We start from the raw sequence: 25,946 nt of genomic DNA, 5'->3' as shown, positions 1-25,946 counted from the left end.
GCATAAAATGGCAATTTTGCTTACGCAAATGTCAGCACAAAAACACTCTAAAATCTGCCTAAATTTTCGCTCCGAAATGTAGGGCAAAAATATATACTTGTTTAACATCGATTTTACCAATCTTTCAGCCGTAATTATATCAGCTAAAAGTATCAATAGCCTTTTTTTTAAAGACTAAGCCTTAAAGGGCTTAGTCCATTTGCCTTCTTAAAAAAGCTGGGCTGTCTAGGTAGGTGATGGTCTCCTCATCGTTGTGAGTGCCTGTTCTTCCTAGGCTGACATAGGGCATCTTTTTTGCCTCTTTTTCTTCTTTTGAAATGGTAGGCTGGGTGGTTTGCTCTTGATACTCAAAGCCTGTTACTATGATGGTTACTTCGATCTTATCCTCGGCTATGTTCTCATCTGAATTTATGCCGTATTTAAATGTTACATTTTCATTTAGAATTTCTTGCAAACTTTTTGCCGCATTTACTATCTGCAAGAAAGGAAATTTGGGACTGTTCTTGAAATGAACTATGACACCCTTTGCATTTTTAATATCTAGGCTATCAAGTAAGGGCGATTCAAGAGCATTATTTAAAGCCTCCACAGCAGCACTAGCCCCACTGGCTTCACCCATTCCCATCAAGGCAAGTCCTCTATGGCTCATAATTGCCTTAACATCGGCAAAATCCACATTAACACGGCTATTTTCCAAGAGTATGGACACCATACCCTTAACAGCCCTACTTAAAATGTCATCAACAAGGACATAGGTCTCATCAAAGCCTACATTTTTATCTATGAGGTTTAATACCCTATCATTTTGTATCACAAGTATGGAGTCGCTTTCTTTTTTAAGCTCTATTAGACCTGCTTCGGCAAGTTCTTTCTTTTTTTTACCCTCATAATCAAAGGGCATAGTTACAACAGACACGGTCAGCGCACCTATTTCCTTCGCAGCCCTTGCTATGATGGGGCTAGCACCAGTTCCAGTGCCACCTCCAAGCCCTGAGGCTATGAAAACTATATCGCTATTTTCTAATGCAGCCTTAATTTCTTCAAAATTTTCTTTTGCGCTTTCACTTCCAACCTGAGGATTGCCACCAGCCCCTAGCCCTCTTGTGATCTTTTCACCGAGTTGAATTTTAGTCTTGGCTAAATTTGCTGCAAGGTGTTGTCCATCGGTATTAGCAGCTATTAGATCTAAATTGTTATAAGATGATAGCCCCATTTTTATCATATGATCTATCATGTTGCTACCACCACCACCGCAACCTATAATCTTAATCTTTGCACCCTTTGCGTGTCCAGCCTCTTCAACTATGAATTCGTTCATAATCACCCCTAATTTAGAATTGATTAACAAGTTTATGCCACATATTAGTGAGAAAATTCTCCTTCTTGGCTCCTAAATTTAAAACCTCTTTATTAATCGCTATTGTATCATTTTCTTGCGAATTTTCATTAAAAATTTGACTTTTTTCTTCTTTTATTGGAGTGGGTTCTTTTTTTGCTATTTCATTGTAGAGCATCTCCTCGCCCTTGCAACGCAATTTTTGATTAGAATCAAGCTCATAAGGGGTAAAATATCCAGCCTCATACAAGCAAAGTCCCACAGCACAAGTATTTTCTGGATCCTTAATAGCCTCATCAAAGCTAGAAATAAAGCTATCTCTAGCACTAGCAATTCTAATGGCCTTTTTGTCAAATATAGCAGTAGCGAGCTTATCAAGCCCTGCAAGCTTTGTCATACCACCTGTTAAAACCACCCCAGCACCAGCACTTCTAGCAAGTTGGGTCTTACTTAGAATTTGTGCTAATATCATAAGGGTTTCCTCAGCCCTTGAATAAATCACAGTAGAAATACTTCCTAAATTACACTCAACAACCTTGCTCTCATCGCCCATTGAGGGAACTTGTATGATCTTTTCTGGTTCTTGTCCTAAATTTGCATAAGAAAGCTTGAGATTTTCAGCCTCTTTTAAGGGAGTATGCAAGGCTATACTTAGATCCTGAGTTATGTTTAAAGAGCCTATTTGTAAGCATTCATTGTAGCGTATGGCATTACCCATATGTATAACTATATCGCAAATGGCACCGCCCATATCCACAAGTATGGTGCCTAATTCTTTTTCGCTCTCATCAAGACAAGCAATAGCAGAGGCATAGCCTGAAAGAACTAAATTTGAAACCTTTAAATCTGCAAGCTCAACAGCCTTTTTGAGATTTTTAATATGAGCTTCTTGGGAGATGACAATGTGGGTTGAAACCTCAAGCCTCTTACCGCTCATACCTAAGGGATCCTCAACATAATCAATGTCATTTACCTTAAAATTATAAGGCAAGACATGGATGATCTCATAGCCATTTGGTATGTTTGCCTTAATCTTTGCGTCTAAAACAGCCCTTTGAATTTCTTTTATGCCTATTTCGCCTCCGTTTGGATTAATAACCAAACCAGGGCTTTTTACATACTTGGTATAAGCACCAGAAATAGAAACAGCCACCCTATCGAAATTCTTTACCCCAGACATCATTTGCACTCTTGCAACAGCTTGTTGTATGGATTTAGCAGCAAGTTCTATATTTGTAATCGCACCCTTTTTAACGCCTTGAGTCTTAGACTTGCCAAAGCCTATAATGGCTAGCTCTTCTCTATCATCCTCAAAGCTTTTTCGGGTCAAAATGACACAAGTTTGCGTTGATCCTAAATCAATACCTAAAATGTTCAACTCTTTTGCCTTTCGTAATAAATTTCTACCTTGTATTTTTTCTTAAGCTCAGCAAGTAGTTCTTTTCTAAGCTCATTTGCCTTGATATTTTTTATATTTTGCTCCAAGGTTGGCTTATACTCTTCTAGCTTGGCTGAATTTAAAAGACTTTGGGCGTTAATTTTATACAAGATAGCCTTATCATCAAATAAAACAAAGGATTTATCCTTGTTAGAATTAAAAACATTCATCAAAAAAAAGCTAAATTCAGCATCATTCATCAGATCCTCGCTAACTCTTTGCTCATTTCTTTGTGTGTCCCTTGCGACAGAGCCTATGTTTTTGCCCTTGAATTTTTCCAAGGCCAAATCAGCCTTTTGAGCTAGGGCTTCTTTTTGTCTTTGACTCTTATAAAGTGGCAAAAGCTCCTCCCTTGCCTCCTCATAAGTCTTTGTCCTTGCTGGATTTATAGAATTTATCCTTGCTATCATATAGCCTTTTTGTCCGTTTTGCTCGAAAATAAAGGGCTTTAAAACGGTATTTGCCTTGATAAAAAGCTCGGTTGGATAATATACATCATTGTCGCTGATCTTTTTATCTGCTTGAAAATCAAGCTCTTTTTTGCTTAATGCCAAATAAGCCTTATTTGCCTCGCTTTTAATCTGCTCTAAGCTATAAGAAGAAATAAGCTCGTTTTTTGCTTGCTCAAAGCTTAGAATTTTACCGCTAAAATCTGTGTAATTTTGCTTGTTTTTCTCGTAAAAGGCTCTTAAATTTTCTTCATTTACTGTTTCTTTTTTGATGGGCAAGAAATAAGTTGATAATTCGTAATATTTTTGAGTTTTAAAATCCTCCTTGTGATTAAGCCAAAGCTTGTTTAAGGCATCCTCATCTATACTTGCATTAATATTTTTATCTGCTCTTACAAGCTCTATACTTAACACATCTTGCATAAAAAAATTTGAAGCAAGCATTTGAAATTCATCCTCTTTAACAGGGAGATTAAAAAGCACGCTAAGTTTGCGTAAGGCTATGCTATCTGCTAGCATTTGCTCGTAGTCTTTGGTGCTGATCTTATTTTGTGCTAGTAAATTGTAATATATATTTTTATCAAAGCTTCCGTTTATGTCGTAAAATTCTCTATCTGAAAGCAAGATGCTAATGATCTCATCCTCGCTACTTCCTATGCCAAGCTCCTTGGCGTAATTTAGCAAAAGCTTGTCATCAACCAAGCTTTGCAAGGCTACAAGATCAAGTCCTTGCTCCATAGCTTGCTGTTCTGTAAGGGCACCGTCGCTTATTTGCTGATAATAATTAAAAACCTGTGAAAATCTGCTATTAAATTCAAAAAAGCTTATCTTTTCATCGCCAACACTTGCTACTGAGGAGCTGCGAGTAAGATTAAGATCATAAGTACCCCAGCCCACAAAACCAGCTCCAACAAAGGCTACCGTGCTAATCCAAATAGTTACAACAAGCCATTTTCTATGTCTTTGCATCCAAGTAATCATTAATCTTCCCTAAGTAAAAAAGAGTATTTTACCCTAAGAGGCATTAATTGAAGTTTAAATTCACTAAATTTCTCTTGTAAATTAGGCATTATACCATAAAAAATTTAAATAAGACACATAAAATAAGCTTTTTGCTTTGTGTTTCTTTTTGTAATCTTGCTTAAAAAATTTATAAGTTTTCAACAAAATATAAGCTAGAAATATTATAATAAGTGTTTGCGAAAAGATAAATTTTAAGGTTAGAAATGACATATTTTTCTTTAGAATTTAGCATTATGATGATAGTGTTTTTTGCGATTTATTGGGCTTTTCGTGAAAAATACCTCACGCAAAATATGCTAGTTTTAGGCTTTTCATACCTTATTTACATACTCATTAATCCCTATTTCGCCCTTGTTTTGTTTGTTTATACCTTTTTTATTCATTATTTTGCCTTGCTGATTTTTGTGCGGCAAAAGAAAAATATCTTCATAGCCTGCCTTGCCTTTGCGGTGCTGAATTTATGCTTTTTTAAGTATTTTCCAAGCATCAAAGATAGCTTTGATGCCTTTTTGGAATTTTTTGGCTTTGGATATTTAAACTCAGATCTTATCTTTCCCATAGGACTTAGCTTTTATACCTTTGCCTCAATCACCTATCTAGTAAGCGTTTATCAAAACAAAAAGATAGAAAGCTTTTTAAATTTAGCCACCTATCTTTCATTTTTCCCAACGCTTTTGCTAGGTCCTATTATGAGAAGTGATTTTTTCTTTGAGCAAATTCACAAAAAAAGAGAATTTAAAAACGCAAATTTAATCATAGTCTTACTTTTATTTGGCATAGTCAAAAAGGTCTTAATCGCAAACTATCTTGGCATATACTCAAAAGAAATACTCTCAAATCCCTCAGCCTTTAATTTTTTAGAGCTTTTATGTGGAATTTATGCTTTTAGCGTTCAAATTTACTGTGATTTTAGCGGTTATGTGGATTTGGTTTGTGCCTTTGCTTTGATGCTTGGCTTTAAGCTTCCTTTGAATTTTAATATGCCCTATCTCTCAAAAAATTTGCGTGAATTTTGGACTAGATGGCATATTTCACTTTCAACCTTCATAAGAGATTATATCTACATACCCCTTGGAGGCAATAGAAAAGGCAAGCTTAGAAGCTATGCAAATTTATTAATAGCCTTTGTGCTTTCAGGAATTTGGCACGGAAATACCATAAATTTCTTTATCTGGGGACTTTTGCACGGACTTGGAGTGGTGTTTTTGCACTTGCCCCTTGTTAATAGGATAAATCTTAGTAAAATTCCATATTTATCCGTCTTTTTAACCTTTCATTTTGTAAGCTTTGCTTGGATCTTTTTTTATTATCCTAGCTTTGAGTCAGCTTGGGAATATCTTAGATCTTGTTATGATAATTTCTTTATGAGTGTAAAATATGAAGATATCTATGTTTTTGCAGGCTTTGCAGCCCTTTTTATAGTTTATCCCTTGTTTATAAATTTTAAAGCCTACTGCGTTAGAATTCTAAGTATAACCCCTCTTTTGTTAAGACCCATAGTGTTGGCATTTATCTTGCTTTTGATCTTTGCCTTTATGCCAAATGGCATACCACAGTTTATTTATGAGAGTTTTTAATGAGTATAGTTAAGTTCTTTTTTATCCTTGTTACTGTTTTTGCCATAACTGTTTTTGTGATGAATAAGAGCATTAGTTCTTACTTGGAGCAAAAATACCATGTTCATTTTTACCCACAAAGCGATGCGCTAAATGAAGCAAACAGCTTTAAGGTGAAATTAGAACAAATCAAGGTCGTTTTGACAAATGATCATTTCATAGCAAATTATGAAATTTTAAAAAATGCCCCAGATACAAATAGAAGCATAACACCTCAAGATCCCCAGCCCTCATATGAAGAAATAAGCGATGATATATCTGCAATAATGCCAACAAATCAAAAGCTTTATGTGAGTGTGGATGAGGAGTTTTTGTTGATAGGAGATTCCTTGATGCAAGGTGTAGCACTTGCATTGATGAGGGATCTTAAAAAACTTGGCATAAAAAGCACAAATTTAAGCAAACAAAACACAGGGCTTTCTTACAAGGGCTATTTCGACTGGGCTAAGGCTATGCAAGTAGCCTTAAATAGCAATGCTAAGATAAAATACATAGTCATCTTACTTGGGGCAAATGATCCTTGGGACATAAAAAATGAGGGTAGGTTTCACGGCTTTAATACCAGCGAATGGACTAGAATTTACACCCAAAGGGTAAACGAGCTTATACAAATAGCAAAGGAAAACGAGGCTAGAATTTTATGGTATGAGATCCCACCTGTTAAAAGGGATCTTTTAAACGAAAAAATTCAGGTCTTAAATAAAATTTACAAGGAAGAAAACATAAAAAACAACGAAATTTTCATAGATACAAGCAAGGCTTTAAGCGAGGATGATAGGTATTCTAGCTATGTTAGAGATGAAAATAATAAAAGCATTAAGGTTAGGGCTGATGATGGGGTGCATTTTAACATACAAGGTGCTAGGATAATGTCTAATCTGCTTTTAGAGTATATTAATACCTCAGATCTTAATCAATGAGTTCTTTAAAATCCTTTCTTTTGCTTATTTTAAGCTCCTTTTTAATCCTAGCTTGTACTGCCTTGCAAGAAAAAAAGATGAAGCCTTCTTTGACTAAGTTTCAAAATCTCAGCACCTCTATGAAAAATTATACCTCAAGGACTAATTTTGCAAGATTAAAGGCAAATTTTCAAAAGAGGGATTTAGCTTTGCGAATTTTTGGGGATTCTCATATGGCGGCTGATTTTTTTTCAAGACAGCTAAGAAGGCAGCTAATAGAAGTAAATGCCGTTGGCTTTGCCTACCCCTTGCAACCAAAATACCACCAAAATCTGCTTTTAAACTATGAAAGCAAGGACTATGAGATTTTTAGCTCCCAGCAAGATAGCACAAAAGATTACCCCTTAGGTGGAGTGATAGCAAGATCCTTAAAAGAAGGAGCTAGCATAAGCTTAAAAACAAATTTGCAAAGGCAAAATTTCAAGGTAGGTTTTGTATTTAAGGGCGAAGGCAAGGCATTTTTAGTAAGGGATAATAAAAACAAAAGCCTTGTTTTAAATGGCAAAAAAGGCAATAAATGGTCTTATGAGGAGTTTAAGGATCTAAGCTTTCCTCTTAAAATAGTGTCCTTAAAAGAAGGTGCTTCCTTGGGGGGATACTTTATTTACAATCAAACAAATAACAAGATCCTTGACACCCTAGGCATAAATGGGGCAAGATCTGATCTTTGGCTTAGATGGAATGAGGATTTGATCTTGCAAGAATTAGGCATCATTAAAAACGATGTTGTGATCTTAGCTTATGGCTCAAATGAGGTCTTATCAGGCGCTTTTAACGCAAAAAGTTTCAAGGAAAATTATAAAAAGCTAATAAGAATGTTTTACAAGATAAATCCAAACACAAGCATCATTTTAATATCCCCTCCAACAGTAACAAAAAAGGTAAAAGACGAGTACGAGTTAGCAAGTGAATTTGCTGAGGTTAGAGACGCTATTTACGAGTTAGCAAGAGAAGAAAGGCTTTTACTCTTTGATATGCATGATTTTATGCAAAAAAGTGGGGGGAAGGATCTTTGGATAGAACAAAACCTATCTTTAAGGGATGTGCATCTTAAAATAGAAGGCTACAAGCTTATGGCAGATAAATTTTATAGCGATCTAAGTGAGCTTTTGAATTTTTAGTTTGATTTTTGATTAACACAAGGCACTTTAAAAAAATTTTATCTTAAAACTTGGCTAAAGATATTTTAATAGGATTTTGGCTTATCAATTTTAATAAAAATTTGATAAAGCACTTGTTCTAAATTTTTCGTCTTAATTGCGTTTCTTTTAAATGAAAGACAAAATTTTCTTGTTTAGCCCTTAAATTTAGCAAGTCTAAATTTCGCAAAGCCTCTTTTGCTTACAGTTACGAGTGTTACGAAGCAAAAAAATTCACAATTTCGTTTATGTGGTTTAGTCCATTTGCAAACTCGTTTTTATTGTGTCTTACTATTTAATGCATCTTCGCTCCTTCTTGTAAAAAAAACAAGCGAAGTAAAAATCCACCAAGACACCGTAGGCTTTGAAGCTATCCTATAAATTTTACTTTCTGTTAGCTCGGAAAAATTCATTGTATTATGGATAGCAGCTCTTTGGCAGATCAGCATTTAACGACCTACATTCAAACTCAGTCGTTTCGTTGTAGTATGCCTTACAGCTACAAGATGAGTAACTAAGCAAAAGTATGGATGTTTTTAGGCCAGCTAAATGTCTACGATTACCGCAAATAGAACTTGCTCCTTGTGTTACACAGTTGCAAGTACAAGGAGGCAAAATAATTCTCGCACTTCAAGCTCACCGCTCATTTTAAAGGCTTTCTAGCATTCTTTAAGGGTTAAAATGCGATTTGCTTTTACGACTAACTTTATTGTTGAATTTGACAAACTTAGTGGGTTGTTTTCTATTCTAAATCAAGGGCGAAATACTTCAAAATTCCTTAAATTTATTTTCAGAAATTCGGAAACGGACTATGTATTTGTTTTTCATAGGCGTCCTCATAACTTAAAAAACTTTTCAATTTGGTTTAAGTTTAATTAAGCCAAATAAAAAATTCACAAAAAAGCGTGAATTTTGTAAGCTTATTTACCTACAAAGGCTAAAAATGACAAAGCAAGATTTTTTGAAAAAAGCCAAGTTAAATAAAACCAAGTTAAACCTAGCTTGATTTTTCTAAATTTAGCCTTAGATTTAAACACGCAAACTTTCATTTAAGGCTAATTTTTAACACATAAGTTTAAATTCACACAAAGGCTTTTACACTCTTTGCTAAAAAAAGCTTATTTTTTAAGCCACACCACAGCCATAGCAAAACCCTTATCGTGGGCTATGCTTAAATAAGCCTTTTTGAACTTGAATTTTTTGTGAATTTTTTTTGAAAATTTAAGTTTTGGAGCATTTTTTTTATCTTTGTAGATCCTTATATCCAAAAAGCCACAGTCCTTGCAAATACCACAGCCCAAAGCCTTACTTGCTGCTTCTTTTGCAGCAAAAAGACCGGCTAAACTCGCAGAGCTTTTTACTAATTTTTCTTCTTTTTTGCTTAAAATTTTAGCTAAAAATTTACCCTCGTAGCGAGAGTAAATTTTTTCTATCCTAGAAAGATCAACTAGATCACACCCTATCATTGAACGACAAAGTCTGTAAAATAGATGTTTTTAATAAAGCCATCTGTTAAAACCTCATTTATCTTGCCAACAAGCTCGTCTTTAAGCCTTTCCTTGCCCTTGGTGGTGCTTACTTCTTCAAAGGTCTTTGAGGTTAGGGTTCTTATGACTATATCACGGATCACAGGCATTTTTTCTCAATTTCAGGCTGTAAAAGCTCTGTATTTTGCTCAAGCTGCATAGAGCATTTCACATACCTAGACCCACTATCGCTTAGTAAATTCAAGGTAAATGCCTCCAAGGCTATCATAACCCCGATATTAGAATAATCAGTTCCCCTTTGATGCGTTTCTTGTTGTTTTTGTTTGGTATCAGCTGCTGGGGCTGCTTGTGCGTTTGCAGCATTTGGAGCTGCTGCATTTTCATCTGCTGGACCTTGAAGCATCAAAAAGCCTATCAAGGCAACAACCGCAAGTAGCAGTATAAAAAGCACCAAAACTACGATTAAGACTAAGGATCCACCCTTTTTGGGCTTTTTTTCTTCTCCTGCTTCTTCATCTGCCATCTCTTATCCTTTTTAAAAATATTTAAAAAAACATTGTAAAATTGTAGCAAAAATTCATCAATATCCAAATTTTTTAATTTAATTTTTATAAAAAGGAAACTTATGCTTGAGGTAATTTTTAGGGAGTATGATATTCGTGGGCTTTATGGCAAGGAACTTAACGAAAAAAGCGTCAAGGCTATAGGGTATTTTTTAGGGCTTAGTATGCTTAAAAAGGGCTGTAAAAATGTCAGCGTAGGATATGATGCAAGATATAGTGCCAATGAGCTTTTTACCTATCTTTTAAGTGGGCTAAATTTCACAGGTCTTAGGGTTTATGATCTAGGGCTTGTGCCAACTCCGCTTGGATATTTTAGTCTTTATGAGGGGGCGAAATTTGACGCAAATATTATGATAACAGGCTCGCATAATCCAAAGGATTACAATGGCTTTAAGATTACCATTTTAAAAGAAAGCTTTTTTGGAGCTGAGCTTAAGGCTTTAGGACGCGAGATTATTGAATTTTTAAAGCAAGGCGAAAAAGATCAAGGCACTAAGCTTAATGAAAAATTAACTAAAAATGATGAAGCCTATAAAAAGAGCAAGGCTTCAAAAGATGCTAAAAATTTAGCCAAATGCGTAGAGGATATCCCCATCAACACAAAATGCGAAAAATATGACATTTTAAGCCTTTATATTGAATTTATGGCTAAACAGTTCTCGCATTTACAGGGCTTTGATTATGAATTTGGCATTGACTGTGCTAATGGGGCAAGTGGGATTGTCATTGAGCCGCTTTTAAAAGCCTTGAATTTAAAGGCTGAAATCCTATTTGCCAAGCCTAACGGACAGTTTCCAAATCACGCACCAGATCCAACAGAACGAGAAAATTTAAAGGCTTTGCAGGAGTTGCTTGAAAAAAATTCAAGGCTCAAAATGGGCTTTGCCTTTGACGGAGATGCTGATAGAATGGTGGCTTTAAGCAAAAAACACATTTTTGCAGGAGATGAGCTTTGCTATCTTTTTGCTAAAAATATCCCAAACCCTCGCGTCTTAGGCGAGGTAAAATGCTCACAAAATCTTTTTGATGAGGTGGGTAAATTTGGCGAGATTTTTATGGGAAAAACAGGGCATTCTCACATAAAAAAGGCTATGAAGGCTCAAAATATTGATCTAGCAGCCGAGGTAAGCGGACATATCTTTTTTAAGCACCGTTATTTTGGCTATGATGATGGAATTTATGCCTTTTTACGCACCTTAGAGCTTATTCACAAGGGCTTTGATTTAGAGGCTTTAATCAACTCCTTGCCAAGACTTTACACCAGCGAGGAGCTTAAAATTCCTGTGAGTGAGGATGAGAAATTTAAGCTTGTAGAAAAATTCAAAGAAGCTGTGAAAAAAGGAAGGCTTGATGAGGAATTAAAAAACATTTTAAGGCAAAATCCTCATAGTTTGGCTGAATTTAAAGACGCTAAAAACTCACAGGACCTGGCTGAATTTAAAGAAAAAAATTCAAGCATTTCAAAAGAAAGACAAGAGGAAAAAAATTCAAAGCCCTCGAAGGAAAAAAACGGTGGCACTAGCACAAATTCAAGCAAGCTAGATCTTGATCAGATAACTGTTAAGGATCTTTGTGAGATAGATGGTTTAAGGATTGATTTTGGCTTTGGCTGGGCTCTTCTTCGTGCCTCAAATACAAGCCCTTATCTCGTAACTCGCTTTGAGGCTAAGAGCTTAGAATTAGCAAATGCCTTGCAAGAAGCTGTTTTTAAGGTATGTAACAGTATAAGGGCTTAAATTAAGCCTATTTGAATTCAAGGGCTTTTTTGAAAAAATGTTGATCTTTGTTGCACTAAGCCTTTTGAAAGAGCTTGCAAAGAAGAGATTCTTTAATATTTTTTAAGAATGGCAAAATGCAAATACATCCTTGCCAAGCCTTGCGAAGTATTTATTTTCCTATCATACTAGACCTTTTATAAAAGGCAAGGCATCTTAATCCTTTGTCATACAAGGAGTTGATCAGTATCTCAAACATTAAAAATAGATTTTTTACCCTTTTAAAAAGTCTCAAAATGACAACACACAAAAATTCACAAAACCCACAGTTTGTCGTATCAAGCCATTAGAAAGATCTCAATGCTGAATTTTTTGCCCCTTTTGGATCAATATTAACAAACTAGTTTAATAAATTCAACAGTTTTAAAATATCCCTAAAATGCCTTTGAAAGCACTGTTAAAATTCAAAAATCCCACCTTCGTAATAGTAAAAAATTAAAAGATAAAAGCAATGTGAATTTTTTTATAAAAAGATCAGATCCAAAAAGTAAATAAAATTCACTCCCTTGTCTAAAAGCCTCTTATCCAAAAATTCACAGTTACAAAATAAAGATTTTTAAACAATAAATTTTAAACTAATTTAAAACTTATTTACTATACAATATAAAAACTACATCGAAAAAGGACAAAAATGAGTGCTTACATAAACAAAATCTTAGAAGATCTTAAAAAGGATCATCAACCCATCTTCTTACAAGCTGCCACAGAGGTCTTACTCTCCTTAGAACCCATACTCAAAGCAGAAAAAAAATACCAAGATCATTCAGTGCTAGAACGTTTGATCTTGCCTGAAAAATCTACTATTTTTAGGGTTGTTTGGCTTGATGATCAAAACAAGGCAAGGGCAAATTTAGGATACAGGGTGCAGTTTAATTCTGCACTTGGACCCTACAAGGGAGGGCTTCGCTTTCATCCTAGTGTGAATTTAGACATTCTTAAATTCCTAGGTTTTGAGCAAATCTTTAAAAACTCCCTCACAGGGCTTATGATAGGAGGTGCTAAGGGGGGTTCAAATTTTGATCCAAAGAACAAGAGCGAGGCTGAGATTATGAGATTTTGTCAGGCCTTTATGGTGGAATTAAGCAAGATTATAGGAGATACTATTGATGTTCCTGCTGGGGACATTGGGGTTGGAGGTAGAGAGATAGGGTATTTGTTTGGTGCTTACAAGAAATTAAAAGGCTTTTATGATGGAACACTTACTGGCAAGGGGCTTAAATGGGGCGGCTCCTTGGTTAGAACAGAGGCTACGGGCTATGGCTGTGTGTATTTTGCAAATGAAATGCTTAAAAAGGCAAATCAAGGCTTAGAAGGCAAGATATGTGCTGTCTCAGGAAGTGGAAACGTAGCCATTTATACCATAGAAAAGCTTCACCAACTTGGTGCAAAAGCCGTTACCATAAGCGATAGCTCAGGCTTTGTCTATGATAAAGAGGGCATAGATCTAGCCTTGTTAAAAGAGATAAAAGAGCTTAAAAGAGGACGGGTTGGTGATTATGCTAGGGCTAAAAAGGGTGCTAAGTTTATTAGCACTAGCGAGTATAAAAGCGGCACAAATGGGGTGTGGAGTGTGCCTTGCGATGGGGCTTTTCCAAGTGCAACTCAAAATGAGCTAGGCTTAGAGGACATTAAGCTCTTATACAAAAATGGTTGTCGCTTCGTAGCTGAGGGGGCAAATATGCCTAGTACCTTGGAGGCTATAGAGTTTATGCTATCAAAGAAGGATTTTTATTTTGCACCTGCAAAGGCAGCAAACGCGGGAGGGGTGGCTACCTCTCAGCTTGAAATGCAGCAAAATGCGTCTATGACTCAGTGGAGCTTTGAAAAGGTGGACAGGAAATTACAAGACATAATGAGGGACATTTTTACTGTTTCTTATGAGAGTGCAAAGGAGTTTAAAAACGAGGGTAATTTGCTAGTAGGTGCAAATATAGCAGGTTTTCGCAAGGTAGCAGATGCTATGATAGAACAAGGCTATATTTAAGCCTTGAAAAATTTAGGTTTTTTAACCCTGTGTTAAATTAAGCTGGAAGAAAGTTAATTTGTTCTCAGTTTAGTCTTCATTAGAAATATGTTTTAAAAAGCATTACTCTTAGACAAGCTTTGTCATTTTAAAAGCTAATAAGCTTAGCAAAAAAATCCACAGATTAAAGCTAGAAAAATTCAAGCTTTTGCTTGAATTTTTTAAGCCTCTTTGCTACAATAGGCTTAAAAATGACAAATTTTTTCAGCCACAATAAAAATGTTTGATATTTTTAGCTAAGCTAAGGCTGGGTTAAATTTAAATCAAATGGTTTTTAACTTAGTGCCTATGAAAAACAAAACTTAGTTTGTGAATTTTTAAGCTTAGAGAAATTTGAAGCTTTTATTTCGCCCTATGCCTTTACAAAAAATAGCAAGCTTATCAAACAAAACATAAATAATTTACAAAAGGACAAGATTGCATAAATGCAAATTTTGCACCTTGGTTTGTAAGTGCTTATTAAAATGGATCTTGCAAGGGCTAGCTTAGTGGGTTTTACTGGATTAAAAAGAAAATTTTTACCTTCATTTGAAAGAGGCTAAATTAGATATGATGTCAAGATTAAGAGTAAGAATTTGTATAAAATTTTCTTAAAATGACTTAGGAAAATCCTTTGTAATTTTAACTAAAAGCATAAATACTTAATGATAAAAGTTTTTTACCAAAACACATTTTTAGACAGCTAAAAAAACACATTTTTAAAAAGGCAAAGCAGTAAAACAAAAAATTCTTATCATCAAGCAGATCTTACCACCATTACAAAACACTACAATAGCCAATATTATTTATCTTAGAAAACACAAGATAAATTCAGCAAAAATCATCTTAACTTAGCTAAATTTAGGCATTTTGTTTTAAATTGTAGCCAAAATTAGCCTTCTTTTTGTCTTTAAGCTACACTCAAAATTTGATTTTAACTTATTTTTAAGTGATAAAAAATGCGTGAATTTATTTTTACTTACTGCGGTGGTAGGGTTTATAAACCTGCATTCTTTGATTTTTAGTTTTAATAAAACTGTGAAATGAGACCTTAATGAGATTTGCTATTGGGGTGAATTACAAGGATAAAACTGCGGCAAAATTACAATTTACCATGAAAAGGCTTGCAAACCAGACCAAAGCTTAGCTTAGATGAATTTAGCTGCTTTGTATGGCAACGAAAATGTGCAAAACAAAATGAATTCGTAGCAAAATACCACTATACTATTGCTTGTGATCTAATCTAGCAAACGATGGGCGATAAATACAAAAGGCTCAAAGAACTAGCTATGCAGCGATGAATTTGGCTAAAAATTTAAGAATTTAAGCTAAAATGCGATGAAAGCACAAAAAGTTTAAAAAAAGAATTAATGCTAACAAAGCTTAAATTATAAAAACGAAAAAAGCAGTATTTACAAGCGTTCTTTTGATGCTTTTTTAATCTTTACAATCCGCAAAAAAGGTGGCGAAAATAGCACAAAAGCTACAAAACAAGCTTTGCACGATATGTCGATAGCTGACACAAAGCGAAGACGAAGCTTTTCCTTTCAGCCTAAGCGCTTGGCAAGTAACAGTTGACGGTATTTGCAAGGAGCTATTTTTGCTATTTTAACGCATTTATAATGCAAAATTAAAGCGTTGTAATTTGTAAGCATAAATGTCGCTAATACAAACTTAAGATAACGATGTTGCAAAATAGTAGCTAAAAGAGTTATAAGCTCAAATTCAAGGGCTTTTTGTGTGAATTTATGTGAATTTTTGGATTTTTGCGAATTTAAATTCAATTTAGCGTGAATTTTGGATTTTGGTGAATTTGAATTTAACATAAATTTTAGTTTAAATTTAGCGTGAAACTTAGCTTGAATTTAATGTGAATTTTTGCTTGGTATCTTAACAAGGCGAAAATTTACGCTTTTTTACAAACTCAAACTTTTTTAAAAACTCACAGTCCCAAAAATACAAGACTCAATCCAACTTAAGCTCTAAGAAAAGAGCTTCAAGTTATGATTTACAAGGTGAAAAATAAGCATATTAATCGTTTAAGAATTTAAGAGACTAAAATTATGATAGATTCTTACATATTTTTTCACTTCGTTAAACTCGTAACTGCGTAGTAGAAGGTGCAAAAAGAGTGCGTGGAAAAAGTGGGCGTGGGGTTGGCAAGAAAACATCTGTGTTTTTAGCTAGTGCTCTTGTAACTGTGTAGTAAAAGGTATGCTAAAACGAACAAGTTTATACTCAGCTTGTAAAAACTTGCTTGGCTAAGAAGCTATTACCTATGGGATTTAAGCGGTATGAGGAAGATGGAATTTTAGTGCTTGGCTATTTATGATGGTTTGGTTGATTTTTTACAATGCTTTGCCCCATACTTTGCAAAGCAAAGTTATAGAGTAAGATACAGGGAAAATGAGTTTGCAAAGGGCACAATCACACAAATGGCATTGAGAATTTTTTTGCTTCGTTAAGCCTCTTGTAACTGTGTAGTAGAAGTTTGCAAAGTTTGATTTGGCTAAATTTAAAGGCTCAAAAAGAAAATTTTATACTTCATTTAAAAGAAATAAAATTAAGGCGAAAATTTTAAGACAAAATTCTCATCAAAATTTATTAAAGTTGATAAGATAAAATCCGCTTAAGTTGTCTTGAGCCAAAAATGATAAGAAATAATGTGCTTAACTTGGATTGAGCCAACACAAATTTTAGCAAAGCTCGCACAAAAACCAAAAATTCACGCATTTTGCCTTAAAAAATCTTGTAAATCACAAAGTTTTATAGTTTTTTCGTCCTTATTTTCCAAATTTTTATAAAAAATGCTTTCATTTTTTGCCTCATTTTCACCTATGCATAAAAAGATTTTAGCCCCACTTGTATCTGCTAAATTTAAATGCTTTGCGAGCTTTTTTGCCTCATAACTTAAATTCACGCAAAAATGCTTGCGAAGTGCTGTGGCAAGAAAAAAAGCGTCCTTTAAATAAGGCTCGTTTAAAACGCACAAATAAAGCCCCTTTCTTTGCCCTTCTTGCTTTTTTTGTGCAAGTATTTCCATTAACCGTTCAACACCAAGTGCAAAGCCAACGCCGTAACCACTCTTGCCACCTAAAAATTCAATCAATCTATCATACCGCCCACCCCCAGCCACAGCTGCTTTTGCTCCAATTTCCTCACTTTCAAACTCAAAGGCACTCTTGCAGTAATAATCAAGCCCACGAACAAGCCTATCATCAAGCTTAAATTCAACCCCGTTTTCACGCAAAAGGCTTTGCAAAAGCTCAAAGTCGCTCTTGCATTCAGCACAAAGACATTCTCTTAAGGTAGGTGCGTTTTTTAGCAAGGCTTGACAGTGCTCGTTTTTACAGTCAAGCATTCTTATGGGATTAAGTTCTTTTCTACGCAAACAGTCCTCGCAAAAGCCTTGCTCTTCATCATTTTTACTATTTTTGTCATTCTGTTCACTTTTAGAAGCGGGTTTTAAATCCTTTGCGTCCTCTTTAAGTGTGCTAAAATTCAAAGTCTTGTTTGAATTTTCTACAAAGTTAAGGAAGTTCTTGCGAAACTCATTCATACATTTTGTGCAGCCTAATGAGTTTATCTTTAAGCTTGCATTTATGCCTAGGTTTTTAAGAATTTGTGAAAGCATTAAAATCAGCGTAGCGTCCTCAAAAACGCTATTTACGCCAAAGCTTTCAACGCCAAATTGATGAAACTCACGAAGCCTACCCCTTTGAGGCCTTTCATAGCGAAACATAGAGCCGTGATAAAACCAACGTTTAATAGCCCCTGTTTTGTCAAATTTCTGCTCTATATAGGCACGTACCACGCCAGCGGTTCCCTCAGGGCGCAAACACACGGCATTTTGTCCCTTGTCAATAAACTCATACATTTCCTTGCCTACTATGTCGCTACTTTCACCTACACTTCTTTTAAAAAGCGTGGTAAATTCAAGATGAGGAGTGTTTATGAACTCAAAGCCATAATTCCTAGCCACCTCCTCGCACACCTTGATGATGCTCTCATAAAGCCTCGCCCTTTCATCTAAAAGATCCTTCATTCCCTTGATGGCATTTATATTCTTAGTCATTTATGAAGTCCTTGATCTTTTCGTGCAAAATACCCATGCTTTCTTGTGCGTCAAGGCTTAAAATGCTTAAATTTAGCCTTTTTTCTAAGATTTCTAGGCTTTTTTCAAGCCTAGCTTGCACGCTCATAAAATACTCAACACCCCTTTTTTCTATCTTATCAAGCTCTTTTGTAGCAAGTCTTTCTTTTAGTAATTCTTCACTAGCTCTTAAAAATACACATTTTTGCGGAAAAAAGTCATTTAAGGCAAAGGCATTTAGGCTTAACAGTGTTTCAAATTCAAAGTCGCTCTTTGCGTAGGCTAGATTTGAGATAAAGCTTCTATCTGAAATTATTAATTTATCGGCATTTTCACGCAAAATTTGCTCATAATGCTCAGCCCTATCAGCCAAAAAAAGCAAAAGCTCAGCCCTCTTGCTAAAATTCACAGTTTTTTCAAGCAAGATCTCACGCAATACCTTGCCAAGCCTTGTGGCACCTGGCTCAAAGCTAAAAATAGCATCTTTAAATTTAGCCTTTAAAAGCTCTATTTGAGTGCTTTTGCCAACCCCATCAACCCCTTCAATTACCACATACATCTTTTTCTTTCATAAGGGGGATAATTTCTTTGGGGACAAGATTACTTAGATCTCCGTCATATTCATTTACAGAGCGAACTATGGAGCTTGAAATGAAGGCATTTTCAAGGCTTGGCATTAAAAAGATGGTTTCAAACTCCTTCCACAAGGCATTGTTAGCATAGCTTAGTTGCAACTCGTATTCAAAGTCGCTAACCGCTCTTAAGCCCCTAATAACAGCACCTATATTCATCTTTCTAGCTAGTGCAACGAGCAAGGAATCAAAGGTAATAATCTCCACCCCATCAAGGCTTTTTGTGGCTATGAGGGCAAGTTCTTTTCTCTTTTCTAGGCTAAAATAAGGACGCTTTTGCTCATTTTTGGCTATGGCTACAACCACCTTGTCAAAAAGCCTTAAAGCCCTTTTTATAACATCTAAGTGTCCATTTGTGATAGGATCAAAAGTACCAGGATATAAACAAGTCATTTTTACTCTACTTAAAAAGCTAAATCATAGCAAATTTATGTGAAATTTTAACTAAAATTCACAAATTTTGCTTTAAATTCTAAGCATAAAATAATCAATTTGCATCATAAAAGCCAAAATGTGTAAAGAAAGATTTGCCCTCGCATTTAATGTTGAGATATACATATAATGCAAAGCTCGTTTTTGTAGCCTTTTTGCTAATTGACATAAAGTGCAAGAAGCTTAAATTCATTGTTTAAAAATGATAAGACACGAAGCAAGATAAAAGTGGATGTTTGCAAATTTAAAATAAATGCAAGATAAAGAAGGATAAAGAGTTTGCAAATTCAAAAAAACAAGATTTTAAAAACGAAAATTTCACAGCTTCAAAAGAAAGCTCGCAGGAAAATTCACAAACAAGATTTTCAAGGCACAAAGGAGGCAAATTTAAATCCCAATTTACAAACAAACTTGCAAAAATTTCGCACACAAAGGAAAATTCACAAAAAATTCAACAAATTCAAAGGCAATTTCAATGAATTCACACACAACTTCACAAGAAAATTCACAAGGCATTTATAGCCTACTTGATGATTTAGAGACTAAATTTGGCTTTCTTTTGGCTGTGCGAAAATTGACGGTTTAAGCAAGGCTTTTTGATTTTCTTTTAAAGCACTTGGCATTTGCAAGGCTTGAAACAAAAGAATTTTTGACACTCAAAAATAACAGATAAAAGCATTTTGTATTTTAGCTAGGCTTTTAAAATGCTTGATTTTCGCGTTTTGGAAATTAACTTTAAAAGCTTTATTTGCAAGTTGGGCTTGATAAATTATAATTTTAAGGCTAAATTTATAAAACTGAGTTTTTGTTGAATTTTTTTAATTTTTACTGTGAATTTGGCTTGAATTTCACGCCTTTGCGTTTGAATTTTAGCTGAATTTATAAGCTTTGAATTCGGCTTGGTTCGTCCGTTCAGATTACAGATTACGAAACACAAAATACAAACTTTTTGCATAATTTTGTTTTAATAAAAACATATATTACATTTTCTGTAATCTTTGTGCGAAAAACTAAATATAGAATACAGATTTTTAATTTTGCATAGTTTTGTTTTTTTGCAAAAGTCCGTCCTCCATTCTCTATGATTCTGTAATCCGTGTTTTGTATGCACCTTAATTTTAAATTCACGGCAAATTCACAAAAACCTGAATTTTCACTTTATGCTGTCATTGCGAGATTTGACGAAGTCAAATCGTGGCAATCCACAAAATTCACGTTTTTTGACAAAAGCCTGAATTTTCGCTTTGATTTCAAGTAAATTTGTGAATTTTTGCACGAAAATTCTAGAAATTTTGCAAATTCCCACACAATTGCCGCATAAAATTCAAAAAAAATCACAAAAAAATCCACACCCAAAAAAGCGTGAATTTTTACAAAATTCACAAATTCCCAAAAAAATTCACAGCAAAACTCAAAAAATTTCACAAAAAAATCCACACCCAAAAAAGCGTGAATTCTTACGCAAATTTCGCAAAAATTTCACAGCAAAGCTCAAATCCCAAACCCCACCCTTGAATTCTCATTTTGCAAATCCTTTACTTTCACTTCATCTGCTAATCTTTCGTAAAAATCCAAAGCATTTTTTAAAGGGCTAAATTTACTTAGTCTTTTAACAGCGGCAAAGTCTCCACTACTTAAATTTTCAAGGCGTTTTACTTTTGAAAGCACAGTTTCATCTCTTAAAAGCTCATTCTCATCGCTTAAAAGCTCATTTTCACCACAAGAAATTCCCAAAAGCTCGCATTCTTTTTCAAAGAGTTTTACGCGTTGCAAGGGCGTTAAAACCCTGAATTCAAGCTTTAAATCAAAGCGGCGAAGGCAGGCTTTATCAAGTGCGTCCATTAAATTTGTCGTGGCTATGAAAACCCCTTTGAAATTTTCCATTTGCACCAACGTTTCATTGACTAGGGTTTGCTCCCAGCTTTGTTTGGCTAGATTTCGCTCACGCAAAAAGCTATCCGCTTCATCAAAAACAAGCACAGCGTTTTTTTCGCTTGCTTCTTTAAAGGTTGCGGCTATGTTTTTCTCGGTATTTCCTACAAGGCAGTCAAAAAGCTCGCTCACAGGCTTTACAAGGCATTTTCGTCCAAGTTTTTGTGCTAAAAATCTCGCATAAGCACTCTTTCCCGTCCCACTTGCACCATAAAAGCAAAGTCTAGCATTTGGATTTTGCAAAATCCCATCAGCAAGCGTTTCTAAGTCATAATCCGCGTTTATAAATTCAAGCGAATAGCTTTGCGGAAGCTTGCAATTATTAGCTTTTTTGTGCTTTTTTAGATTTAAATTAACATAGCTTGCTTTTAGGGTGTTTTTTGTAAGCGTCTTAAAATGCTCACAAAAATTCCCATCCAAGCACGAGCTGACCTTGTTTGCACGCTCTATTATGGCAGGTGATAAAAGCTTTATTTTGCTTGCGTAATTTAGCGTTTTTTCGTCTATTTTGTCCTTGCAAATTCTTTGTAAAATCCGCTTCCTGTGGGCGATTTTAGGCACTTTGACATTTAGCACGAAATCAAATCGGCGAATTACCGCATTATCGACATTGTTTATATTATTTGTTATCCAAATGCTTGCAACAGCGTTATTTTCAAGGCTTTCGTTGATAAAGGCTTTGTTTTTTAGGCGGTTTTCATCGTTTGAAAAGCACAAAATGTCCTCAACCTCATCGTAAATCAATAGGCTTTTCTTGGGCGTTAAAAGGCGTTGTGCTAGGGTGTATGAGTTTAATCTACACTCACCGTCCAAAACTTCTCCATATTTATCCATAGTGCGAACCTTGTAAATTAGGGCGTTTGCACCCTTTGCAAGTAGCTTTGCAAGCTCGGTTTTTCCAGTCCCTGGGCTTCCATAAAATAAAACATTGACCCCACTTTTTCCTTGCGAAATGGCGATTTTTAGGTAGTTTTGCAACATATCAAACTCTTTAATGTGTGCGTAATCCTGCTTTGTAAGCGTGGAGTATTCGCAAGGCTCGACTATTTCGTTTATTAAAGAGTTTGTATCACAGCTTTTTTCAAGCAGTGCGTCTGCGAAATTCTCATTTTCAAAGTCTAAAAAATACACTATGTCGGTTCTGTTTGCACTCATCCTTAAAATACCTGATTTTCGCAATTTTGCGTTGTTTTGAAGTGCGGCTTTTAGCTCATCATAAGGTGCTTGTATGATTTTTGCTATCATCATTATGCACTCTCTAACGCTTAAATCATCATACATTCTAAAAAAATTCTTAAACATCAAAATCTCGTTTTTCATAACGACAAATTCAAGCAAAGCAAGCTCACTCTTACTCAAATCAAAGGCATCTTGCAAATAAGCGAAATTTTTTTGCAAGGTTTTATGCACTAGCTTTCCTTGCTTTTGGCATTTTTGCAAAAGCTCTAATTCAAACTCGCAGTAATGCAAAACCTTTTTTCGCACGCTCTCGTTTTTAAGGTAGGAATCAGGATTTTCACAAAGCTTGTAAAACCCCAAAAACTTCGCAAGTGCATCAAATCTATGCTCTCTTTTTAGCACAAATTCATCGAGTGCGTTTATATGCACTATGCTGTGAAATATGCAAAGTTTGGCTTTGTTTAAAAGCGCTTGTTGCTCCTCATCCACTTGGCTGATGAGCGTGCTTAAATCTTGCTTTGCTAGTGCTTTTGCACTCACACGAGAGCTTTGTTTTGCGGGGCTTTGAAGCTTTGTCATTTTTTGTCCTTTCATACAGATAACAGAATACGGAACACGGAATTCAACTTTTACCCAAAAAGCCCTCTGCCTTGCGGAGGGTTTGCCCTTGAAAGCCCCCCTCCCTTGCGGAGGGGGTTGGGGGTGGTATTTTAAGCGTGAATTTTTGTAAATTTTTATTTTAAAATTCACAAGAATTCACGCAATTTTATAATTGCGAAAACGCAAAAAAAATTCGTCAATCCAAAAGCCCCCTGCCTTGCGGAGGGGGTTGGGGGTGGGTAATAAAATTGTCATTGCGAGCCGATGAAATCGGCGTGGCAATCCACAATCTTTATCATTCTGAGTTTTTTGCAAAAAAGCGAAGTATCTCAACTTGTGTCTTGTCATTCTGAGCTTTCATAGAAAGCGAAGAATTTCTTTTTTAGATATTTCGCTGTCGCTCAATATGACAATGTTAGAGTTTCTTCGCCTTTTTTAAAAGGCTCAAAATGACAATTTAAAAGCGGCTTTGCCACACTTAAACAAAGCCGCAACAAAGGCTCAAAAAACTCAATTTGCTTTAAAATCAATCAAAGCATCATTTAGCTTTTTAAGCAAACTCGCATTTGCTTTGAAACTTTCAAGCACTTGGGGCAAAAACTCGCTAAACTCCTCGTTCGCACAAAGCTCCACAAAGGCGTAATGCTCGCTTTTCAAGGCTACATTAACACCCTTTTTACGCAAATGCTCTTGCACGCTTGGGGCTAGCTCATTTGTGGGGGCTGCTTTGTCCTTTGAAAGCAGGGCAAGTCCTGCCCACCAGCACTCATCGAAATAACCCACAAGCACTCCAAATCCAAGCTCATCACGCTCATAAAGCAGCAAGCTATCCTCCTCATCACTCTCACTTTTAAGAGTGATTTTAAGCTCAGCGGCTTGGGCTTCAAAAGCCTCACGCATAAGGCTTAAACGCAGATTTACTGCCATCTGCTCGATAATCTCCAAAAAGGCATTTCTCGCAATGGCATTTGAAACTAAGTCTTTCATAGACTCTCCTTAAAATGAAATCAACCCGCCAAAGCCTAGTATGTCGGCACTTGCCGCACTTGTTTGGCGAATTGTTGAGCAGATTATGACACAAAAAGAGAAGTAAATCTATTATAATAATTTTATTATTTTTATGAGTTTTAAAAAGTTAGATTAAAAAAGCCCCCCGCCCTTGCGGAGGGGGGTTTGGGGGCGGGTCGTCATTGCGAGACTTCGCTTTGCGAAGTCGTGGCAATCCATAAAATTCACAAGGCTTGGCTCGGCTTTTAGCGATAAAATGATTTTTGTGCGTTCGGCAGACGCTTCGCTTTCAGTCTAGCCTTCACGCACAAAAATCATTTTCTCATCTAAAATCCTGTGCCTTGATTTTTTTTACGGAAAATTCACGCTTTTTTACAAAAGCCTGAATTTTCGCTTTGATTTTAAGTGAATTTGTGAATTTTAGCAAGAAAATTCACGGAATTTTAAAATTCCGTGAATTTATGCCTTTCATTTTACGAATTTGAGAATTTGTTCGTAATCGTCTCGCAACTGTTTATAAGTTACTTTTTTAAATCGTATAATGCTAGTAGGGGAAGTCGAATAAAGCGGAATAACCGATTTGCCATACTTTTTCAGCCACTCTTCAATGCCCCACTCTTTAAAGCTACCGCCGCCTATGGTTGTGAATACCATTTGGATTTCTTTCGCATTCGCAAAAAGCTCGGTTAAATCAACCTTTTGGCTGTCAGGCTCTATCATAATGAGATTGTCATCAGACTTTTTTGAGCCATCTTTTTTGTAACAATACGCCCAAATATCCCAAAGGGCGATTTTGTTTTTCAATAAAAAAGCCCTTTTTTCGTCCTTTGACTGCTCTGCCAAATTTGGATTATCTAATAAATCGCCCAAAACAATCCAAAATTGATTGTTCTTGTCGCCGTAGTAAAATCCAGCTGTTTTAGAGCTTTCAGATGGAAACGAGCCTAAAATTAACACCTTTGATTTTTCATCAAAGATGGGACCATAACCCATTTTCGTAAATGGATGCTGTTCTGCTTTAGGGTGATGCCCTTGTATTTGTGCGTTCATAAGAACTCCTTTAAAAATTTTTCGCAATTATAACTCGGTTTCATTGACTATTCATTATTCCGTGAATTTTCAACGCCAAAAGCGTGAATTTCCACAAAATCTACCTTTAAAACGGCTTAAACAAGCTTTTAAAGGTTTATAAAAGCCCTTTATGCAAGCAAGAAAGCGTTTTGTGAAAGTAATTTTGTTTGTAAAGGGCTTTTTTGCCTTATCACAAAAGGCACAAACAAGCACGCACTTAGGCTTATAGCCCTTTTTATCGTAGCTTTTAACTACCCTAAAAATAGGCATAAATTTACGCCTTAAATTCAGGGCAATCAAAACATTTTCGTGTTTTAATTTCTGCTCTAAATCCCATTTTGTAGCATCGCAAAACGCACAACATTTTTCATAATGCACTTTATCGCCACTTTTAACCTCCTTGCTAGGCTGATTTAAAAACCATTTATAAAACACCGCAAAGTCCTTAAATTCAAAGCCCTCACCCCTATGTTTAGCAAGCAAAGCCCTATGTGAGTCCCAAAGTTCCCTTGCTCCGTTAAAGCCTTGTGAAAGCTCAAAAAGCTCTTTTACCTTGCCCATGTCCTCAAAAATCTGCTGTGCTAGCCAAGCATTTATCATTTTGTATTCTTTTTGCAATTCATCAATTTTATCGTCCAAAAGCCTAATTTCAACTTTTCCATCTTTAAGACGCCCCATCTCATAAGCAGCTATATAAGCAAAGCTCGTGGCTATGGAGTAAGCTAACTCTCCGCCCTTATTTTTGATTTTTGGCTCAATGGCTAAATCAATGTATTTTTCTTGCTCTTTTCTTAGCTCAACCTCATCTTGCGACATTTTGCCTCCCTTGAATTTTCGCCATTATAAGGCAAAAATCATTTTAAATCTTTAATAATTGATTTTCAGGTGTGATTTTAATGAAAGCGTGAATTTTTTAATAAATTATGTGAATTTTCACTTTAATTTTAAGTGAATTTGAGTAAAGTTGTGAATTCTTACAAGAAAATTCAGCAAAAGCACTATGAATTTCAAGCCTTAATTAAAAAATTCAGCCAAATAGCTAGTAAATTCAAGCTTTTCATATAATCTTAAATGAAAAGATCTTAAAAATTTAAGCTTTCAGTAAACCACCCTTAAATTCAAGGCTTTTTAAGAAAATGTTAATCTTTAACTGTTTTAGAGTGAGCAAGCTGTCTAAAAAATTAGCTTCTTTAAGCAAGTTTATTTAATAAA

Annotated in this window: 21 protein-coding genes and 2 pseudogenes; 7 read left to right on the top strand and 16 right to left on the bottom strand. The window is 35.3% G+C overall.

Annotated features, from left to right (window positions below; all coding sequences use genetic code 11):
• Window positions 1-190 precede the first annotated feature (190 nt).
• The 3 genes from ftsZ to DMC01_RS00460 are packed head-to-tail and all read right to left on the bottom strand — an operon-like array spanning window position 191 to window position 4,204.
• Window positions 191-1,318 (bottom strand): cell division protein FtsZ, encoded by a 1,128-nt coding sequence (ftsZ, locus tag DMC01_RS00470; RefSeq protein ID WP_142692344.1) that lies wholly within the window; start codon window positions 1,316-1,318, stop codon window positions 191-193.
• Between the two features lie 13 nt (window positions 1,319-1,331).
• Window positions 1,332-2,714, bottom strand: coding sequence for a cell division protein FtsA (gene ftsA / locus DMC01_RS00465; RefSeq protein ID WP_142692343.1), 1,383 nt, complete (start codon window positions 2,712-2,714; stop codon window positions 1,332-1,334).
• Window positions 2,711-4,204, bottom strand: coding sequence for a peptidylprolyl isomerase (locus tag DMC01_RS00460; protein ID WP_142692342.1), 1,494 nt, complete (start codon window positions 4,202-4,204; stop codon window positions 2,711-2,713). The genes ftsA and DMC01_RS00460 overlap by 4 nt, the downstream gene beginning before the upstream one ends.
• 245 nt (window positions 4,205-4,449) lie before the next feature.
• Between DMC01_RS00460 and DMC01_RS00455 the strand changes: the two genes are divergently transcribed.
• From DMC01_RS00455 to DMC01_RS00445, 3 genes are all read left to right on the top strand, one after another.
• Window positions 4,450-5,823 carry an MBOAT family O-acyltransferase gene (locus tag DMC01_RS00455; RefSeq protein WP_142692341.1) on the top strand — a complete coding sequence of 458 codons (1,374 nt, stop codon included), beginning with the start codon at window positions 4,450-4,452 and terminating at the stop codon, window positions 5,821-5,823.
• Window positions 5,823-6,782: an SGNH/GDSL hydrolase family protein gene (locus DMC01_RS00450; protein WP_142692340.1), complete on the top strand. Its 960-nt coding sequence runs from the start codon at window positions 5,823-5,825 to the stop codon at window positions 6,780-6,782. Before DMC01_RS00455 ends, DMC01_RS00450 begins: the two co-directional genes overlap by 1 nt.
• A 77-nt stretch (window positions 6,783-6,859) precedes the next feature.
• Entirely contained in the window at window positions 6,860-7,942 is a 1,083-nt protein-coding gene (locus tag DMC01_RS00445) for a GDSL-type esterase/lipase family protein (RefSeq protein WP_246058914.1), read from the top strand.
• Window positions 7,943-8,238: 296 nt separating this feature from the next.
• Here DMC01_RS00445 and DMC01_RS12980 read toward each other — a convergent pair whose 3' ends face one another.
• The 4 genes and pseudogenes from DMC01_RS12980 to fliL all read right to left on the bottom strand — a co-directional run bounded on the left by DMC01_RS12980 (window position 8,239) and on the right by fliL (window position 9,970).
• Window positions 8,239-8,409 carry a hypothetical protein gene (locus tag DMC01_RS12980; protein ID WP_185908547.1) on the bottom strand — a complete coding sequence of 57 codons (171 nt, stop codon included), beginning with the start codon at window positions 8,407-8,409 and terminating at the stop codon, window positions 8,239-8,241.
• A gap of 296 nt (window positions 8,410-8,705) precedes the next feature.
• Window positions 8,706-8,800: pseudogene (locus DMC01_RS16285) on the bottom strand (IS1595 family transposase); the annotation flags it as partial.
• 278 nt (window positions 8,801-9,078) lie between these two features.
• On the bottom strand, window positions 9,079-9,426 hold the full coding sequence (acpS, locus tag DMC01_RS00440; RefSeq protein WP_142692338.1) for a holo-ACP synthase: 348 nt from the start codon (window positions 9,424-9,426) through the stop codon (window positions 9,079-9,081).
• A pseudogene (fliL, locus tag DMC01_RS00435) lies at window positions 9,423-9,970 on the bottom strand (flagellar basal body-associated protein FliL). Before fliL ends, acpS begins: the two are co-directional and overlap by 4 nt.
• Before the next feature lie 102 nt (window positions 9,971-10,072).
• On the opposite strand from fliL, the gene DMC01_RS00430 reads away from it, so the two are divergent.
• From DMC01_RS00430 to DMC01_RS12975, 3 genes are all read left to right on the top strand, one after another.
• Window positions 10,073-11,746: a phosphomannomutase/phosphoglucomutase gene (locus tag DMC01_RS00430; RefSeq protein ID WP_246058912.1), complete on the top strand. Its 1,674-nt coding sequence runs from the start codon at window positions 10,073-10,075 to the stop codon at window positions 11,744-11,746.
• Window positions 11,747-12,416: 670 nt separating this feature from the next.
• A complete protein-coding gene (gene gdhA / locus DMC01_RS00420; RefSeq protein ID WP_142692337.1) occupies window positions 12,417-13,769 on the top strand; it encodes an NADP-specific glutamate dehydrogenase in 1,353 nt (450 codons plus the stop codon).
• Window positions 13,770-16,105: 2,336 nt separating this feature from the next.
• Window positions 16,106-16,252, top strand: coding sequence for a hypothetical protein (locus tag DMC01_RS12975; RefSeq protein WP_185908545.1), 147 nt, complete (start codon window positions 16,106-16,108; stop codon window positions 16,250-16,252).
• Window positions 16,253-16,512: 260 nt separating this feature from the next.
• Here DMC01_RS12975 and hisS read toward each other — a convergent pair whose 3' ends face one another.
• The 7 genes from hisS to DMC01_RS00385 all read right to left on the bottom strand — a co-directional run bounded on the left by hisS (window position 16,513) and on the right by DMC01_RS00385 (window position 23,642).
• Window positions 16,513-17,832, bottom strand: a complete 1,320-nt coding sequence (gene hisS, locus DMC01_RS00415) for a histidine--tRNA ligase (protein ID WP_427846081.1) — start codon at window positions 17,830-17,832, stop codon at window positions 16,513-16,515.
• 22 nt (window positions 17,833-17,854) lie between these two features.
• Window positions 17,855-18,439, bottom strand: a complete 585-nt coding sequence (gene tmk / locus DMC01_RS00410) for a dTMP kinase (protein ID WP_142692335.1) — start codon at window positions 18,437-18,439, stop codon at window positions 17,855-17,857.
• Window positions 18,423-18,905: a pantetheine-phosphate adenylyltransferase gene (gene coaD, locus DMC01_RS00405; protein WP_142692334.1), complete on the bottom strand. Its 483-nt coding sequence runs from the start codon at window positions 18,903-18,905 to the stop codon at window positions 18,423-18,425. The genes tmk and coaD overlap by 17 nt, the downstream gene beginning before the upstream one ends.
• A gap of 808 nt (window positions 18,906-19,713) precedes the next feature.
• Window positions 19,714-19,899 carry a hypothetical protein gene (locus DMC01_RS00400; RefSeq protein ID WP_142692333.1) on the bottom strand — a complete coding sequence of 62 codons (186 nt, stop codon included), beginning with the start codon at window positions 19,897-19,899 and terminating at the stop codon, window positions 19,714-19,716.
• A 203-nt stretch (window positions 19,900-20,102) separates the two neighbouring features.
• Entirely contained in the window at window positions 20,103-20,369 is a 267-nt protein-coding gene (locus tag DMC01_RS00395; protein ID WP_142692332.1) for a hypothetical protein, read from the bottom strand.
• A gap of 66 nt (window positions 20,370-20,435) precedes the next feature.
• The gene (locus DMC01_RS00390) at window positions 20,436-22,805 is read right to left on the bottom strand and encodes an AAA family ATPase (RefSeq protein ID WP_142692331.1); all 2,370 of its coding nucleotides are present in this window, start codon (window positions 22,803-22,805) and stop codon (window positions 20,436-20,438) included.
• Window positions 22,806-23,165: 360 nt separating this feature from the next.
• Window positions 23,166-23,642 (bottom strand): hypothetical protein, encoded by a 477-nt coding sequence (locus DMC01_RS00385; RefSeq protein WP_142692330.1) that lies wholly within the window; start codon window positions 23,640-23,642, stop codon window positions 23,166-23,168.
• A 172-nt stretch (window positions 23,643-23,814) separates the two neighbouring features.
• On the opposite strand from DMC01_RS00385, the gene DMC01_RS12970 reads away from it, so the two are divergent.
• Window positions 23,815-23,961 carry a hypothetical protein gene (locus DMC01_RS12970; protein ID WP_185908543.1) on the top strand — a complete coding sequence of 49 codons (147 nt, stop codon included), beginning with the start codon at window positions 23,815-23,817 and terminating at the stop codon, window positions 23,959-23,961.
• A gap of 170 nt (window positions 23,962-24,131) precedes the next feature.
• Here DMC01_RS12970 and DMC01_RS00380 read toward each other — a convergent pair whose 3' ends face one another.
• Window positions 24,132-24,713, bottom strand: a complete 582-nt coding sequence (locus tag DMC01_RS00380) for a uracil-DNA glycosylase family protein (RefSeq protein ID WP_142692329.1) — start codon at window positions 24,711-24,713, stop codon at window positions 24,132-24,134.
• Between the two features lie 69 nt (window positions 24,714-24,782).
• Window positions 24,783-25,550: a hypothetical protein gene (locus DMC01_RS00375; RefSeq protein ID WP_142692328.1), complete on the bottom strand. Its 768-nt coding sequence runs from the start codon at window positions 25,548-25,550 to the stop codon at window positions 24,783-24,785.
• Between the last annotated feature and the right edge of the window lie 396 nt (window positions 25,551-25,946).

Source organism: Campylobacter troglodytis (assembly GCF_006864425.1).
Classification (GTDB): domain Bacteria; phylum Campylobacterota; class Campylobacteria; order Campylobacterales; family Campylobacteraceae; genus Campylobacter_D; species Campylobacter_D troglodytis.
Note: the sequence above shows the minus strand (reverse complement) of the source record. Positions and strands in the feature narration are given on the sequence as shown.